This is a genomic window from Bradyrhizobium sp. sGM-13 (assembly GCF_018398875.1).
GTDB lineage: Bacteria > Pseudomonadota > Alphaproteobacteria > Rhizobiales > Xanthobacteraceae > Bradyrhizobium.
The window spans coordinates 15,858-30,289 of record NZ_JAGWDK010000003.1; the positions used below are offsets into that span (position 1 = coordinate 15,858).

Genomic DNA, 14,432 nt, shown 5'->3' on the forward strand with positions numbered 1-14,432 from the left:
CCCGCAAGAGCGGGGCGAGGGAGAGGAGCGTCGCCTTTCTCATCCAAACGACTTCCTCAACAGTGCCGGATACCGCAGCGCTTCTAACCCACCGCGCGCGGCGTAATGAACCAGTAGCGCGCCCCACAGTCCGGCATTGCCAAACGAGCGCAGCGCAAACCACGCGGTGAGGAAGATCACCAGCGAAGCCACCATGAGATTGCGCATGTCGCGCGCCCAGGTGGCGCCGATGTAGATGCCGTCAAAGGCAAAGGCGAACACGCCGAGCAACGGCGCAAAAATCACGAACGGCAAAAAGTCGTGCGCGATGCGCCGCACCTCCACGCTTGCCGTCATCATGTCGACAAAAGCGGGCCCGAACAGCAGGAAGCAGGCGGCGACGGCGAGCGCGAAGCCAAAGCCCCACATGACGACGAGCTTGACGGCGCCGGCGAAGGCCGCCTTATTGCGGGCGCCATAGGCCCGGCCGCAGAGCTGCTCGGCGGCGTTGGCGAGGCCATCGAGGAAAAAAGCGGCGAACAGCAGAAAATTATTAAGCACGGCATTGGCGGCGAGCGTTACGTCGCCGGCACGCGCGCCCTGTGCGGTGAAGAACAAAAACGCCGCGATCAGTGAGGCGGTGCGGATCATGATGTCGCGGTTGACCGAGAGCATGCGCATCAGCTTGGCAGGATCGAACAGCATCGCGCGGGAAACCGCGAGTTGCCCTTTCGAAAGCTGGCGGGCGATCTGCAATCCGAGCATCAGGCCTGCGGCTTCTGCGATCAGCGCGGCGATTGCAGCGCCGGCAATTCCGAAGTCGAGCGCCAGCACCAGCACGACGGTCGCCGCCACGTTGATGAGGTTGATCGTGATCTGCGTGCCGAGCGCCAGCTTGGCCCGGGCCTGCCCGACCAGCCATCCCAGCACCACATAATTGCCGAGCGCCAGCGGCGCTGACCAGATCCGGATCGCGAAGTACGTCTTTGCCGCCTGTGTAACGCTGTCGCTGCCGCCCATCACGCCCAGCAGAATCGATGCCAGCGGTATCTGCAGGGCAATCAAGGCCGCGCCGACCAATGCCGCGACGATCAGCCCGCGTGCCAGGATGGCGCGCAGTTCCGACGTTTCGCCGGCGCCGAGCGATTGCGCGGTAAATGCGACCGTGCTCATGCGCAGGAATCCGAACAGCCAGAACATGCAGTCGAACAGCACTGAGGCCAAGGCCACGCCGCCGAGCAGCGTGGCGTCGCCGAGCCTGCCGATCGCCGTAGTCGAGACGATGCCGATCAGCGGCGTGGTCAAGTTTGCGACCATCGCGGGACCGGCGATGGCAAACACCTGTGCTGTCGTGACTTTCGACGGAGCTAGCGGCGAATGCATACCTAGAGCTCGACGACCATGCCATCATGGGCCGCGGTATAGGGCAGTTCGCCCAGCCGCCCGAGCATGTCGTCGCTCATATGCGTCAGCACCAGCCGTTTCGGGTTGATCTCGGGCATATGCGCTGCGAGCGTTTTCAGGCTCAGATGATTCTTGACGATCTTGTCAAAGTAATATGCCTCGGCGACGAACAGGTCGGCGTCGCGCCCCGCCGGGATCAGCGTCTCCGTCCACTCGGTGTCGGCGCTATAGGCAATGACGCGGCCCTCCGCCTCGACGCGATAAGCCAGGAAGGGCCCACCGGATTCGCCATGAACGACGGGATAGGGCGTGACCGTGACCTCCCCGAATGTGCGGCTTTGCTCCGGTTCAAGTGCGACGACCAAGAGATCAAAGCGCTGTTTTGTCTTCGATGAATGCTCGAACAGCGCTTCCATCAGACTGGCGAGTTTTGTCTCGATCCCTTGCGGGCCGGCAATGACGAGCGGGCGCGAACGTCGCGTGAACTGCGCATCCAACAGCAGGAACGGCAGGCCGCCAAAATGGTCGCCGTGGAAGTGCGTGATCAAGATCAGATCGATCTCGTCGCGCGCAATGCCGAGCCGCTTCAGCGCCGGCAGCGACGATGCGCCGCAATCGATCAGGAAGTTAACGCGGCTACCGGTGACGTGGAAGCAGGTGTTGTACCTGCCACCGGAGCCGAGCGCATCGCCGCAGCCGACAAATCGCAATTGCATCGGCTGCCACCGCCCAACGAGTAACTATCGCCCGCGCGGGGCGCCGAACAGCCGCGACAGTAGCCAGATCGGGACCACGATCACAGCGCCGAGCAGGAAGTAGCGCCACAGCCAGTTGACGGCGTCGAAGCCGAGATCCCACAGCCGCTGGAACAGCACGCGGATGCTGTGCAGGATATTCCAGGGATCGAACCCGATCGCGGCGAGCACCACGCCGACCAGGATCGACAACAGGATCAGCCGGAACGCCACCGACAGCGGCGAGCCCCCGAGAAAGCGATACAGGCCGTCATTGTTGGCCGGCAGGTCTCTGACGTCGTTGGGCATCGGTTTCTCCTCGCGGGTCGTGCGCATTATAGGCACGGCGGGGCACATGGGGAACCCGCTCATATCGGTCAATGGCCGCCATGCGTCTGCGGAATGTTAATTTGCCGTCACGTCCTTCAACATCCGTTCCAGCGTTTCCAGCCGGTCGGCCTCGCGCGGCGGCTTGTCCCAGCGCAGCCGGCTGATGCGCGGAAACCGCATCGCGACGCCGGATTTGTGCCGCGGCGAGCGCGCCAGTCCCTCGAACGCCACTTCCAGCACCAACCCCTGGTCCGGCTCATGCACGACATGGCGGACCGGGCCGAACTTCTCGGTCGTGTTGCGGCGAACGAAACGGTCGATCTGCAACAGCTCTTCATCGGTGAACCCGAAATAGGCCTTTCCGACCGGCACCAGTTGCTCGCCGTCCTCGCCCGAGGTCCAGACGCCGAAGGTGTAATCCGAATAATAGGACGAGCGCTTGCCGTGGCCGCGCTGCGCGTACATCAAGACGGCGTCGATGATGTGCGGATCGCGCTTCCATTTCCACCACTGGCCCTTGGGTCGGCCCGGCAGATAGGGCGCGTCGCGGCGCTTGAGCATCACGCCCTCGACGGCATCGGCGTCCTCACCCGCGCCGGCGTTGGCGGGGTTGGCGCGCGCGGCTATCAGCGCCTGCCAGCTATCGAAGGCAATGGTCGGTGACAGATCAATGCGCGGGTCGTCCAGTTTCCGGACGAACACTTCGAGATGCGCTCGGCGCTCGATAAACGGCAATTCTCGCAGGTCGTTCTCATCGTCGCCGAGCAGGTCGTAGGCGCGCAGGTGAATCGGAAAGTCCTTGGTCAACTTCGGCGAGACGACTTTTCGATTGAGCCGCTGCTGCAATACGTTGAAGGTCTGCACGCGGCCATCGCGCAGCACCAGCAGTTCGCCGTCGATCGCGCCGGGCAGATGCAGCGACGGCAGAAGGTCGGGAAAGCTGTTGGTGATGTCCTCGCCAGTTCGCGAGTAGAGCCGCGCCTGCATGTGCCCGCGCTCATCGCGACCGCTTACTGCCTGCACGCGAATGCCGTCCCATTTCCATTCCGCGATGAAATCGGCCGGATCGAGACTGGCGAAATCCGTATCCTCGATCGCATGCGCCAGCATCACCGGGCGGAACGGTGCCGGATCGCGGTTGACCGGCTTGTCGCCGCGGCCTTCCAGCCACGCGAACAATTCGAGATAGGGCGGGGCGAGCCCCGGCCAGATCAGCTCGATCTCCTGCGGGTCCTTGTCGCCCAAAGCCGCTGCGGCCGTTTTCGCCAGCCGCGCCGAAATACCGATCCGCATCGCGCCGGTGACCAGCTTTAGCAGCGCCCAGCGGCCGGTCTCGTCGAGCTCGTCGAGCCATCGTGCGAGCTGGCTTGGCAGCTCGGTCTTGCCGAGCGTGCGAAGGGTAACGACGACTTCGGAGAGGGTGGGAGGAGGCGGGTTGTTATGGCGTGGGTCAATATTGAGACCACCCGTGGGATACCCCTCTCCCTGACCTCGAGAGCGAGCTTCGTTCGCCTCGGACCCCGCAAGGGGGGAGGGAACGGAGAGAGTCGTTGCTGCGGCTTTCGATCCTGGTGACTGCCCAGCACGCAACTGCGCTCCCTCCCCCCTTGCGGGGGAGGGCTGGGGAGAGGGGTGGTCCAGCAATCGGTAATTTTCTCCGCCCTTCGGCCACATCAGCGCGACCGTTTCCGAGAGATCGCCGACATAATCATAGGACAGTCCGAACAACACCGGATCGGTACGATCCACGATCAGGTCACGAACAAGCCCCGGCTTCGCATGTTTGAACGACAGCGCGCCGGTCAGCGCCGCCAGCGCGTAGCCGCGGTCGGGATCGGGCGTGTCGCGGAAATAGGCCGTGATCAGCCGCAGCTTGTTGTTGCGGCCGGGCTCGTAGGCGAGTCGATCCAGCAATTCGGCAAAGCGGTTCATGTCTCGGCCTCGTCGGCCGCGACCACCTCGTGTTCCTCCTCATCGCCGTAGCCGACCAGATCGAGCGGCCGCGCGGCAAGCCCGCGCGCCCTGCACCAATGCACCAACGCGTCTTCCTGGCCGTGCGTGACCCAGACCTCGCCGGCGCCGGTGGCCGCGATGGTCGCGGTCAGCCCGTCCCAGTCGGCGTGGTCGGATATCACCAGCGGCAGTTCGATGCCGCGCTGGCGGGCGCGCGCCCGCACCCGCATCCAGCCCGAGGCAAACGCCGTGACCGGATCGGGGAATCGCCGCGTCCAAATGTCAGAGGTAGCCGTCGGCGGCGCCAGCGTGATGGTGCCGGCGAGATCGGCCTTCTTCATGCCCTTCACCAGCCGCAGCTCGCCGAGCGCTATGCCGCGGCTCTCATAGTAGCGCGTGATCCCTTCCATCGCGCCATGCAGATAGACCGGCGCGTCGTAGCCTTGCTCGCGCAACAGCGCGATCACGCGCTGCGCCTTGCCGAGCGAATAGGCCCCGACCAGATGCGCGCGTTCCGGAAACAGCGCGACGGAGGTGAGCAGCTTCTTCACTTCATCCGCCGCATCGCCATGGCGGAACACCGGCAGGCCGAAGGTAGCCTCGGTGATGAAGACATCGCAGGGCACGACTTCGAATGGCGCACAGGTCGGATCGATCGCGTCCTTGTAGTCGCCGGACGCAACGATGCAGAGGTCCTTGCAGGAAACGGCGATCTGTGCCGAGCCCAGTACGTGGCCCGCCGGGTGAAACTTGATCTTGACGTCACCGAGGCGGACCTCTTCGCCATAGCGAATTGCCTGCGTGGTCGCAGCAAAATTGTCGCCATAGCGCAGCCGCATCATGTCGAGCGTTTCCTGCGTGGCGAGCACGGCGCCATGGCCGGGCCGGGCGTGGTCGGAATGGCCATGGGTAATCACGGCGCGCTCGACCGGGCGAACGGGATCGATATGGAAGCCGCCCGGCTTGCAGCACAGGCCGGCAGCAACTGGCAACAGGATGTCATGCGGACGCATCCGGCTTATATAGGGCGCTTCCCCGCAATGTTCAGCCGTGTGATGTTCAGCCGTCATGAGCGGGCTTGACCCGCGCATCCATCTTTTGAAGAATCTATTTTTTGATGAATCGCCGGGTCCCGGCTCCGCCAAGGCTTCGCCGGGCCAAGCATGCGCTCGGCCGGCGTAGCTTCAGCGAAGCCGGCAAGCCTGGGCAATGACAAGTTTCGGAACCCATGCCTGCCCGCCTGTTTCTCTCTTCCGGCGATCTGATGGCCGACCGCAGGTTCGAATTCGCGCGCGATCTGCAATTGAAAGGCGATCTGGCGGCCGCCGCCGATCTGCTGATGCAGGCGATCGAACTGGCGCCGAATTTCACCTCCGCCTGGTTCACGCTCGCCGATATCCGCGAGCAACTCGGCGAGCATGACGCGGCGATCTCGGCGTTTCGCCAGGCCCAGGCCAGCGATCCCGGCGACCGCCGTGGCGCCGGACTTAGGTTGATGCGGCTCGGCGCCGAACCATTGGCCGGCATGCCGCAGGCCTATGTGCAAACGCTGTTCGATCAATATGCGCCGCGATTTGAATCCTCGCTGGTGGGCGATCTCGGTTATCGCGGTCCGGCACTGTTGTTCAAGGCGGTGCTGGCGGTGCGATCAGCCGAGCGCAAGCCGGCATTCTTCAAGCGAGCGATCGACCTCGGCTGCGGCACCGGGCTGGCGGCGTCGGCGTTTGCCAGGGAAGTCGATCATTTCATCGGCGTCGATCTGTCGCCGCGCATGGTCGAGCGGGCGCGTGCCACTGGCCTCTATGCGGAGCTGGAGGTCGCGGACATGCTGCAGGGCCTGCGCGCGAGGAGGGAGGCCAGCGCCGACCTGATCCTTGCCGCGGACGCGATGGTTTATGTCGCCGACATCGCTCCCGTGCTGGCTGAAGCAGCGCGCGTGTTGGTGCCGGGCGGTCTCATCGCCTTCACCACGGAAACCCATGACGGTGAAGGGGTCAGGCTCGGGCATGGCCTCCGCTACGCGCACGCCGCGGGTTACGTGCGCGGGGCAGTCGAGGGGTCCGGCCTGCAGTTATCCCGCCTCGAAGAATTATCTGCCCGCAACGAGGATCATGCGCCGGTTCCTGGCCTGGTCGTCGTCGCCGCGAAAACTTGAGTCTAGGCGCTACGCACACCGCGAATGACGGGATTGCGTGCGACATGTCAGCTATTGCCAGGGACACCGGAATGCCTGATCAAAGCTCCCATAAGGGAGAAACCACAATGAACAAGAAACAGACTCGCCGTGAATTCGGCGCGACCGCGCTCGCTACCGCTTTTGCGTCAACGCTGCCCGCGCCGTTTGTCTGGGCCGCCGAAAAAAAATACGATCCGGGCGCCAGTGACACCGAAATCAAGATCGGCCAGACCGTGCCGCATTCCGGTCCCGGCTCGCTCTATGGCGTGCTGGGTCGCGTCGGTGAAGCCTATTTTCAGATGCTGAATGAGAAGGGCGGCATCAACGGACGCAAGGTGAAATTCTTCTCCATGGACGATGGTTACAGCGCGCCGAAATGCGTCGAGGCGACGCGGCGGCTGGTCGAGCAGGAGGAAGTGCTGGCGCTGTACGGCTCGCTCGGCACCGCGCCGCAGACGGCGGTGCATAAATATCTCAATTCGAAAGGCGTGCCGCAGCTCCTGCTCAATACCGGCGCGTCGAAATGGAACGATCCGAAGAACTTCAAATGGACCATGGCGGGCCTGCCGCTCTATCCGACCGAAGCGCGCATTCTCGCCAAGCATGTCGTAAGCGTGAAGCCGAACGCGAAGGTCGGCATCCTCTATCAGAACGATGATTTCGGCCGAGATTTTCTGACGCCCTTCAAGAAGGTGCTGGCCGATGCCGGCGGCACCGCCAAGGTGATCACGGAGCAGACCTACGATCTGACCGAACCGACGATCGATTCGCAGATCATCAATCTCTCGAAATCCGGCGCGGATGTTTTCTACAACATCTCGACCGGTAAGGCGTCATCGCAGTCGATCCGGAAAGTCGCTGAACTCGGCTGGAAGCCGCTGCATCTGTTGTCGGCGGGATCGACGGGCCGTTCGATTCTCAGTGCCGCCGGCTTCGAGAACGCGACCGGCATTGTTGCCATCCGCTACGCCAAGGAAGTCGGCGTGCCGCGCTTCGAGAAGGACCCGGACGTGATGGCATTCGAGGAGCTGCGCAAGAAGTACCTGCCCAATGTCGACCCCGATAACACGATCGCCTTTGCCGGTTACGGCCAGGTGGTGGCGATGGCGGAGATCCTGCGCCGTTGCGGCGACGAACTCACCCGCGCCAACGTTCTGAAGCAGGCCACGACGCTGGCGGGCTTCCATTCCCCCTACATGCTGGACGGCGTGACCTATAGCTACACGCCGGAGGATTACACACCGATGAAGACGCTCTACATCTCCATCTTCAACGGCAAGGACTGGGATATCTCCGACAAGCCGGTGACGGAGTGAGAGCAGACGGTCATTCCGGGGCGATGCGGAGCATCGAACCCGGAATCTCGAGGTTCCCCGATGCGCAATTGCGCATCTGAGGTTCGCGCTTTGCGCGCCCCGGAACGACCGCGCTAGCGGCTCTAGCCCTCGACGAACCCGCTCCAACGGCCTACTTCTCCTGGTGTGCCGTCGCCCGATCCCTTGCCCCTCACGCCGCTTGAAACGGCTGCGTTGCTGCCCGACCGCTTCCGGCGCTGGTTCGCCGCGCGGGGCTGGTCGCCGCGCGAGCATCAATTGGCGCTGCTGGCAAAGGCCCGTGATGATCGCTCGGCGCTCTTGATCGCGCCGACCGGCGCCGGCAAGACGCTCGCCGGATTTTTGCCGACATTGGTGGAGTTGAGTGCGGCATCTTCCAACCTCCCCCTGAAAGGGGGAGGTCGGCGCGCGCCTGAGCGCGACGGGTGGGGGTCAGCCGCGAATACGGAGCAAGCGGCTGACCCCCACCCTAACCCTCCCCCTTTCAGGGGGAGGGGGCTTGAGCTGCAAACTCGCTCCAACCTCATCTCCACCGGCCGCAGCGTCAAACGCACCGGCGGTCTCCACACCCTCTACATCTCGCCGCTGAAAGCGCTCGCAGTAGACATCGCGCGCAATCTGGAGACGCCGATTGCCGAGATGGGGTTGCCGATCAAGGTCGAGACCCGCACCGGCGATACGCCGGTGTCGCGGCGGCAACGGCAGCGGCGTTATCCGCCGGATGTTCTGCTGACCACGCCGGAACAATTGGCACTGCTGCTGTCGTCGGACGATGCGCCGTTTCTATTCTCCTCCCTCAAGCGCATTGTGCTCGACGAACTGCATGCGCTCGTCACCTCGAAGCGCGGCGATCTGTTGTCGCTTGGCCTGGCGCGGTTGTGGCGCCTGGCGCCGGAGATGCGCGCGATCGGACTATCCGCGACGGTGGCCGAGCCGGAATCGCTGGCGCGGTTTCTGATGCCGCAGCACGACGGCAAGGACGTGTCAGCCGATATCGTCGTGGCCGGCGGCGCGGCGGCGCCCATCGTCGAGATGCTCGACACCAAGGAGCGGCTGCCTTGGGCCGGCCATACCGCGCGCCATGCGCTCGGGGAAATGTATGATCTGATCCGGCGCAACAAGACCACGCTGATCTTCGTCAACACCCGCAGCCAGGCTGAAATGCTGTTCCAGGAATTCTGGCGCATGAACGACGATGGTCTCGCGATTGCGCTGCATCACGGCTCGCTCGACGTCGCGCAGCGCCGCAAGGTCGAGGACGCGATGGCGGCGGGAAAGCTGCGCGGCGTGGTCTGCACGTCGTCGCTCGACCTTGGCGTCGACTGGGGTGACGTCGATCTGGTCATCAATGTCGGCGCACCGAAGGGATCTTCGCGGCTGATGCAAAGAATCGGCCGCGCCAATCACCGTATCGACGAAGCTTCGCGCGCGGTCCTGATCCCAGCGAATCGTTTCGAGGTGCTGGAGTGCCGCGTCGCAATCGATGCCATCGCCGAAAATGCGCAGGATACGCCACCGCTCCGCACCGGCGCGCTCGATGTGCTGGCGCAGCACGTCCTCGGCTGCGCCTGCGGCGAGCCGTTTTTTTCAGATGATCTCTATGCGGAAGTCCTGACGTCGGCGCCTTATTCCTTGCTGACGCGAACCGATTTCGACGATGTCGTCGATTTCGTCGCCACCGGCGGCTATGCGCTGAAGACCTACGAGCGTTTCGCTCGCATCAAGCAGGACAAGCAGGGTCGCTGGCGCGTCGCCAATCCAAAAGTGCGGCAGAGCTATCGCCTCAACGTCGGCACCATCGTCGAAGAGACCATGCTGAAGGTCCGCCTGGTTCGCTCGCGCAGCGGCGGGGCCGGTTCGACTGGTGCGCTCGGCCGCGGCGGGCGAATGCTGGGCGAAATCGAGGAAGCCTTTATCGAAGGCCTCGTGATCGGCGACACGTTTGTGTTCGGCGGTGAAGTCGTGCGCTACGAGGCGCTCGCCGAGGACGTCGTCTATGTCTCGCGCGCCAACGACAAGGACGCGAAAGTGCCGTCCTATATGGGCGGCAAGTTTCCGCTTTCGACCTATCTCGCCGAGCGGGTGCGCAAATTGCTCGACGACCGCCGCGCGTGGAATGCGCTGCCCGATCAGGTACGCGACTGGCTCTCGCTGCAAAGGGATTTTTCCCGTGTGCCGGCGGTGCAAGAACTGCTGATCGAGACCTTTCCCCGCGGCAACAAGCATTATCTCGTCTGCTACCCCTTCGAGGGCCGGCTGGCGCACCAGACGCTCGGCATGCTCTTGACGCGGCGGATGGAGCGGGCGCGGGTGCGGCCGCTCGGCTTCGTCGCCAACGAGTATGCACTGGCCGTATGGGGCCTCGGCGATATGTCGTTCATGATCCGGCACGGCAAGCTCGATCTCAATGCGCTGTTCGATCCGGACATGCTGGGCGACGACCTCGAGGCGTGGCTCGCCGAATCTGCGTTGATGAAGCGTACCTTCCGCACCTGCGCCATCATCTCCGGCCTGATCGCGCGGCGCTTCACCGGCGAGGAGAAATCCCGCCGCCAGGTGCTGTTCTCGACCGATCTGATCTACGACGTGTTGCGCAAGCATCAGGCCGACCACGTGCTGTTGCGCGCCGCGCGCGCCGATGCCGCAACAGGCCTGCTCGATCTCAAGCGTCTGGGTGATATGCTCTCGCGTATTCACGGCCGAATCAGCCATCGGGAACTCGAACACGTTTCGCCGCTGGCAGTCCCCGTGATGCTGGAAATCGGCCGCGAGTCAGTTTATGGCGAAGCAGGGGACGAGTTGCTGGCGGAGGCCGCCGATGAACTCGTCAAAGAGGCGATGGGATAAGCGGGAAGGCACGTGACGGCAGGGGCGCAGTCTTCGGGAGACGATCAACAGATGCGCGCCTCGAAGGTCATGGTTGCCGACGTGACGTTCCGCGCCGACCTCTCCGGCGCGCTGTTCTGGCAGGAGCAGCGCCTGCTTGTCGTCTCCGATCTGCATCTGGAAAAAGGCTCCAGCTTCGCCGCGCGCGGCGTGCTGCTGCCGCCTTATGATACGGTGGCGACGCTGAGTCGGCTCGCCGCCGTCATTGCCCGGCACGACCCGCGCATGGTGATTGCGCTCGGCGACAGTTTTCACGATCGCGACGCGCATCGGCGGCTGTCGGCGCCGGACCGCCACGCGCTGTCAGCGATGCAGGCGCGGCGCGACTGGATCTGGATATCGGGCAATCACGATCCGGCCCTGCCGGGCGACCTCGGCGGCCCGGTGGCGAACGAAGTCGCGATCGGGCCGATCGTGTTCCGCCATGAGCCGACGGGGGCGGCGGGTGAAATCGCCGGCCATCTACATCCCAAGGCGCGCGTCACCACCCGCGGACGATCGATGGAGCGGAGGTGCTTTGCCAGTGACGGCGAGCGCGCCGTGATGCCCGCCTTCGGCGCCTATGCCGGGGGCCTGAGCATCCGCGATCCCGCGTTTGCGAAGATTTTTCCGACGCCGGGCCTGATGGCGCATGTGCTCGGCGACAGCCGGCTGCACACCATCGCCGCGTCGCGGTGTTATTGAGCGATCGCATTCGCGGCGGTGTCGTAGGGTGGGCAGATTCTCTCGTCGTCCCTGCGAACGCAGGGACCCATACGCCGCGGCGGAAACTATTTGGGTGCGCTGGTCGACGGTTTTCTTCAACAACGGAAGCCGGTGGTTATGGGTCCCTGCGTTAGCAGGGACGACGACATTCCGGCGCAAATGCGCCTTTGCCACCCTACGATTCCTCGTATCGCTACGCCGCCTTCGCGTCGACGCTGTCGCAGAATTCGGCGAGGCGGTCGGCGAGCCGCAGCGTTGCGGGGCTGGCGTCGGGCGAGGCCACCAGCGCCAGCTCGGTCTTGTCGATCGGCGCAAAGCCGTCCTTCGCCGTGAGCACGCGATGGCCGGCCTGGATCGCGATATCGGAGAGAATGCTCAATCCCAATCCTGCGGCAACCGCGGCCTGAATGCCGGCGAGGCCAGAAGACGTATAGGCCATGTGCCAGGATCGACCGGCGCTTTCCAGCGCATGGATCGCGCGCGAACGATAGAGGCAGCCGGCGGGAAAGCCGATCAGCGGCACCGAGCCGGCGTTGATATCGACCGGATGGGTTTTGCTGGTGACCCAATGCACTTTCTCCGGCCACACCGCGATCGCGCCTTTCTCGCCGGCGTCGCGCTTGAGCAGCGCCAGATCGAGATCGCCGCGTTCGATGTCGCGCCTGAGATACGTGCTCTGGTCGGCGCGCACATCGAGCCGCAGGCCCGGCCGCGACCGCGAAAACGTCGCCAGCAACTTGGCGAGACGATAGGCGGCGAAATCCTCGGGGATGCCGAGCTTGATCGCACCTTCGCTTTCCGGCCGTGCCACCACATCGCGGGCTTCTTCGGCGAGCGACAACAGTCGCCGCGCATAGGACAACAGCCGCTCGCCGGCCTCCGTCGGCGTCACGTCCTTGCCGTTGCGGTTCAACAGCGGCTGGCCGACATCGTCTTCCAGACGCTTGATCTGCTGGCTGACGGTCGATTGTGTGCGGTGGACGCGCTCGCCGGCGCGGGTGAAGCCGCCGGCATCGACGACGGAAACGAAACTGCGCAGCAGCTCCAGATCGAGCATGTGAATGCTCCATTTATAAATCCACTGATCATCAGTTTATCATTTAATTTCCAAATATCAAGGCGCGGCCCTAGATCAGGGTGCAAGGAGACTATCCATGTCGCTCGCCCCTTCGGCCGCGGTCCCCCGCGCCGGCCTCAATCTGTTACCGCTTTATATCGGCCTGTTCTGTCTGCTCTGGAGCTTTGCCTTCGTCGCCGGCAAGGTCGGCGTCACCGACTGCCCACCGCTGATCCTGCTCACGGCGCGATTTTCGCTCGCGGGAATCTTGATCCTCGGTATCACGGTGCTGCGTGGCGAGGCATGGTCCTCGCTGACCTGGCGCGACGCCGGAATCTTCGCCATCCTCGGCGTCGCCAACAACGCGCTCTACCTTGGTCTCGGCTACACCGGGCTGCAGACGGTATCGGCCGGCCTCGGCGGCCTGATTGTCAGCGCCAATCCGGTTTTCACTGCTGTACTTGCGGCATTGTTTCTCGGCGAGGCGCTGACCTGGCGCAAGGTGACGGGACTTTTGCTCGGCATCTCCGGCGTCGCCTTCATCGTCTGGCACCGCATGTCGGTCGGCACGGATAGCTTTCACGGCATCCTGTTCACGCTGGCCTCGCTGGCCTCGATCGTCGTCGGCACCATCTTGTTCAAGGTGCTGGCGCCGAAAGGAAGTCTCTGGGTCGGCAATGGCGTGCAGAATCTCGCCGCGGGCGTCGTGCTGCTGCCGTTTGCGTTCACGCTCTCCAGCGTCAGTGACATCGTGCCGAGCGCGCGGCTCGCCGGTGCGTTCGCTTTTCTCGTGCTCGGCGGATCGATCCTGGCTTACCTGCTCTGGTTTCATCTCTTGAAGGTCTGCGGCGCGACGGCCGCGAGCGCCTATCACTTCCTGATGCCGCCGCTCGGCATGCTGTTTGCCTTTCTTGTGCTCGGCGAACACGTCGAATTCCGCGACCTGCTCGGCATCGTGCCCGTAGCGCTCGGCATTTATCTGGTGACACGTCCCGCTGCGGCTACCGATCAATCTTAATAGAGGGAGCAAGTCATGACAGTAACCATCACCCTGATCGGCGGCCCGACGGCGCTCATCGAAGTCGACGGCTTCCGGCTGCTGACCGATCCGACGTTCGACGAGCCCGGCGCCTATCAACTGCCGCATGTAAAACTGGAAAAGCTGGTCGGTCCCGCCGTCAGCGCGCATGATATCGGCGAAGTCGATGCCGTGCTGCTCAGCCATGACCAGCACTCGGATAATCTCGACCATTCGGGGCGCGATTTTCTCAAATCCGCCAAGCGCGTGCTGACGACGGAGGTTGGCGCAAAGCGGCTCGGCGGCCACGCCGAAGGCTTTGCGCCGTGGGCATCGACCGAACTGACCGGCAGGAACGGTCATTCGCTGACCATCACCGCGACGCCGGCGCGTCACGGCCCGGCGGGAATCGAACCACTCGCGGGCGACGTGATCGGCTTCGTGGTTTCCTCGAGCAGGCCGGGCAGCCGTCCGATCTACATCAGGGGCGACACCGTTTGGTACGAAGGCGTTGCTGAAGTGGCGAGGCGGTTCAAGGCCGGCGTGGTGCTGCCGTTCGCGGGCGCGGCGCAAACCCGCGGCCCCTTCCACATCACGATGGACACCAACGATACGATCGAGACCGCGCGCGCATTCCCGGATGCGGTGATCGTGCCCGTACATACGGAAGGGTGGAAACATTTCCGCCAGAGTGCGAACGATCTGCGCGCCACCTTCGACACGCTAGGCTTTGGACCGCGGTTGCGAATTCTAGAGCCGGGTGTAGCGACGGTTATCGAGCCGCTAGGCGCCGCGTGACGGACCACCAGGAGGCAACGGACGAGCTCGTGATCTGGAACCTGTTCCCGTTAGATAC

The 14,432-nt window shown here is 64.0% G+C and carries 12 protein-coding genes; 6 read left to right on the forward strand and 6 right to left on the reverse strand.

All coding sequences use genetic code 11. The features are described 5' to 3' along the window. Nucleotides 1-39: 39 nt before the first annotated feature. The 5 genes from KJQ96_RS04670 to KJQ96_RS04690 form a co-directional block, all read right to left on the reverse strand. Entirely contained in the window at nucleotides 40-1,362 is a 1,323-nt protein-coding gene (locus KJQ96_RS04670; RefSeq protein WP_213285540.1) for an MATE family efflux transporter, read from the reverse strand. A gap of 2 nt (nucleotides 1,363-1,364) precedes the next feature. Beyond that, nucleotides 1,365-2,099 (reverse strand): MBL fold metallo-hydrolase, encoded by a 735-nt coding sequence (locus KJQ96_RS04675; protein WP_213285541.1) that lies wholly within the window; start codon nucleotides 2,097-2,099, stop codon nucleotides 1,365-1,367. A 24-nt stretch (nucleotides 2,100-2,123) separates the two neighbouring features. Beyond that, nucleotides 2,124-2,426 carry a DUF6460 domain-containing protein gene (locus KJQ96_RS04680; RefSeq protein WP_213285542.1) on the reverse strand — a complete coding sequence of 101 codons (303 nt, stop codon included), beginning with the start codon at nucleotides 2,424-2,426 and terminating at the stop codon, nucleotides 2,124-2,126. Between the two features lie 96 nt (nucleotides 2,427-2,522). Then, complete coding sequence (locus KJQ96_RS04685; protein WP_213285543.1) at nucleotides 2,523-4,379, reverse strand: cisplatin damage response ATP-dependent DNA ligase; 1,857 nt, start codon at nucleotides 4,377-4,379, stop codon at nucleotides 2,523-2,525. Beyond that, nucleotides 4,376-5,413 (reverse strand): ligase-associated DNA damage response exonuclease, encoded by a 1,038-nt coding sequence (locus KJQ96_RS04690; RefSeq protein WP_213285847.1) that lies wholly within the window; start codon nucleotides 5,411-5,413, stop codon nucleotides 4,376-4,378. Before KJQ96_RS04690 ends, KJQ96_RS04685 begins: the two co-directional genes overlap by 4 nt. Nucleotides 5,414-5,628: 215 nt before the next feature. Here KJQ96_RS04690 and KJQ96_RS04695 point away from each other — a divergent pair, with 215 nt between their 5' ends. The 4 genes from KJQ96_RS04695 (at nucleotide 5,629) to pdeM (ending at nucleotide 11,480) form a co-directional block, all read left to right on the forward strand. Further along, entirely contained in the window at nucleotides 5,629-6,555 is a 927-nt protein-coding gene (locus KJQ96_RS04695) for a class I SAM-dependent methyltransferase (protein ID WP_213285544.1), read from the forward strand. A gap of 107 nt (nucleotides 6,556-6,662) precedes the next feature. Continuing rightward, the gene (locus KJQ96_RS04700) at nucleotides 6,663-7,892 is read left to right on the forward strand and encodes an ABC transporter substrate-binding protein (RefSeq protein ID WP_213285545.1); all 1,230 of its coding nucleotides are present in this window, start codon (nucleotides 6,663-6,665) and stop codon (nucleotides 7,890-7,892) included. A gap of 183 nt (nucleotides 7,893-8,075) precedes the next feature. Beyond that, nucleotides 8,076-10,757 (forward strand): ligase-associated DNA damage response DEXH box helicase, encoded by a 2,682-nt coding sequence (locus tag KJQ96_RS04705; protein ID WP_213285546.1) that lies wholly within the window; start codon nucleotides 8,076-8,078, stop codon nucleotides 10,755-10,757. A 51-nt stretch (nucleotides 10,758-10,808) separates the two neighbouring features. Continuing rightward, a complete protein-coding gene (gene pdeM, locus KJQ96_RS04710) occupies nucleotides 10,809-11,480 on the forward strand; it encodes a ligase-associated DNA damage response endonuclease PdeM (protein ID WP_213285547.1) in 672 nt (223 codons plus the stop codon). 214 nt (nucleotides 11,481-11,694) lie between these two features. Here pdeM and KJQ96_RS04715 read toward each other — a convergent pair whose 3' ends face one another. After that, nucleotides 11,695-12,558 (reverse strand): LysR family transcriptional regulator, encoded by an 864-nt coding sequence (locus KJQ96_RS04715; protein WP_213285548.1) that lies wholly within the window; start codon nucleotides 12,556-12,558, stop codon nucleotides 11,695-11,697. A gap of 97 nt (nucleotides 12,559-12,655) precedes the next feature. On the opposite strand from KJQ96_RS04715, the gene KJQ96_RS04720 reads away from it, so the two are divergent. Both KJQ96_RS04720 and KJQ96_RS04725 read left to right on the forward strand, forming a co-directional pair. Further along, a complete protein-coding gene (locus tag KJQ96_RS04720) occupies nucleotides 12,656-13,576 on the forward strand; it encodes a DMT family transporter (RefSeq protein WP_213285549.1) in 921 nt (306 codons plus the stop codon). 15 nt (nucleotides 13,577-13,591) lie between these two features. Further along, nucleotides 13,592-14,374 (forward strand): MBL fold metallo-hydrolase, encoded by a 783-nt coding sequence (locus KJQ96_RS04725; protein WP_213285550.1) that lies wholly within the window; start codon nucleotides 13,592-13,594, stop codon nucleotides 14,372-14,374. Nucleotides 14,375-14,432 lie beyond the last annotated feature (58 nt).

What these genes read in the sequence shown, in the direction of transcription:
- KJQ96_RS04695 (WP_213285544.1), top strand. Translation starts at nt 5,629, where the DNA reads ATGCCTGCCCGCCTGTTTCTCTCTTCCGGCGATCTGATGGCCGACCGC.
- KJQ96_RS04690 (WP_213285847.1), bottom strand. Translation starts at nt 5,413, where the DNA reads ATGCGTCCGCATGACATCCTGTTGCCAGTTGCTGCCGGCCTGTGCTGC.
- KJQ96_RS04700 (WP_213285545.1), top strand. Translation starts at nt 6,663, where the DNA reads ATGAACAAGAAACAGACTCGCCGTGAATTCGGCGCGACCGCGCTCGCT.
- KJQ96_RS04675 (WP_213285541.1), bottom strand. Translation starts at nt 2,099, where the DNA reads ATGCAATTGCGATTTGTCGGCTGCGGCGATGCGCTCGGCTCCGGTGGC.
- KJQ96_RS04725 (WP_213285550.1), top strand. Translation starts at nt 13,592, where the DNA reads ATGACAGTAACCATCACCCTGATCGGCGGCCCGACGGCGCTCATCGAA.
- KJQ96_RS04715 (WP_213285548.1), bottom strand. Translation starts at nt 12,558, where the DNA reads ATGCTCGATCTGGAGCTGCTGCGCAGTTTCGTTTCCGTCGTCGATGCC.
- pdeM (WP_213285547.1), top strand. Translation starts at nt 10,809, where the DNA reads ATGCGCGCCTCGAAGGTCATGGTTGCCGACGTGACGTTCCGCGCCGAC.
- KJQ96_RS04720 (WP_213285549.1), top strand. Translation starts at nt 12,656, where the DNA reads ATGTCGCTCGCCCCTTCGGCCGCGGTCCCCCGCGCCGGCCTCAATCTG.
- KJQ96_RS04680 (WP_213285542.1), bottom strand. Translation starts at nt 2,426, where the DNA reads ATGCCCAACGACGTCAGAGACCTGCCGGCCAACAATGACGGCCTGTAT.
- KJQ96_RS04685 (WP_213285543.1), bottom strand. Translation starts at nt 4,379, where the DNA reads ATGAACCGCTTTGCCGAATTGCTGGATCGACTCGCCTACGAGCCCGGC.
- KJQ96_RS04670 (WP_213285540.1), bottom strand. Translation starts at nt 1,362, where the DNA reads ATGCATTCGCCGCTAGCTCCGTCGAAAGTCACGACAGCACAGGTGTTT.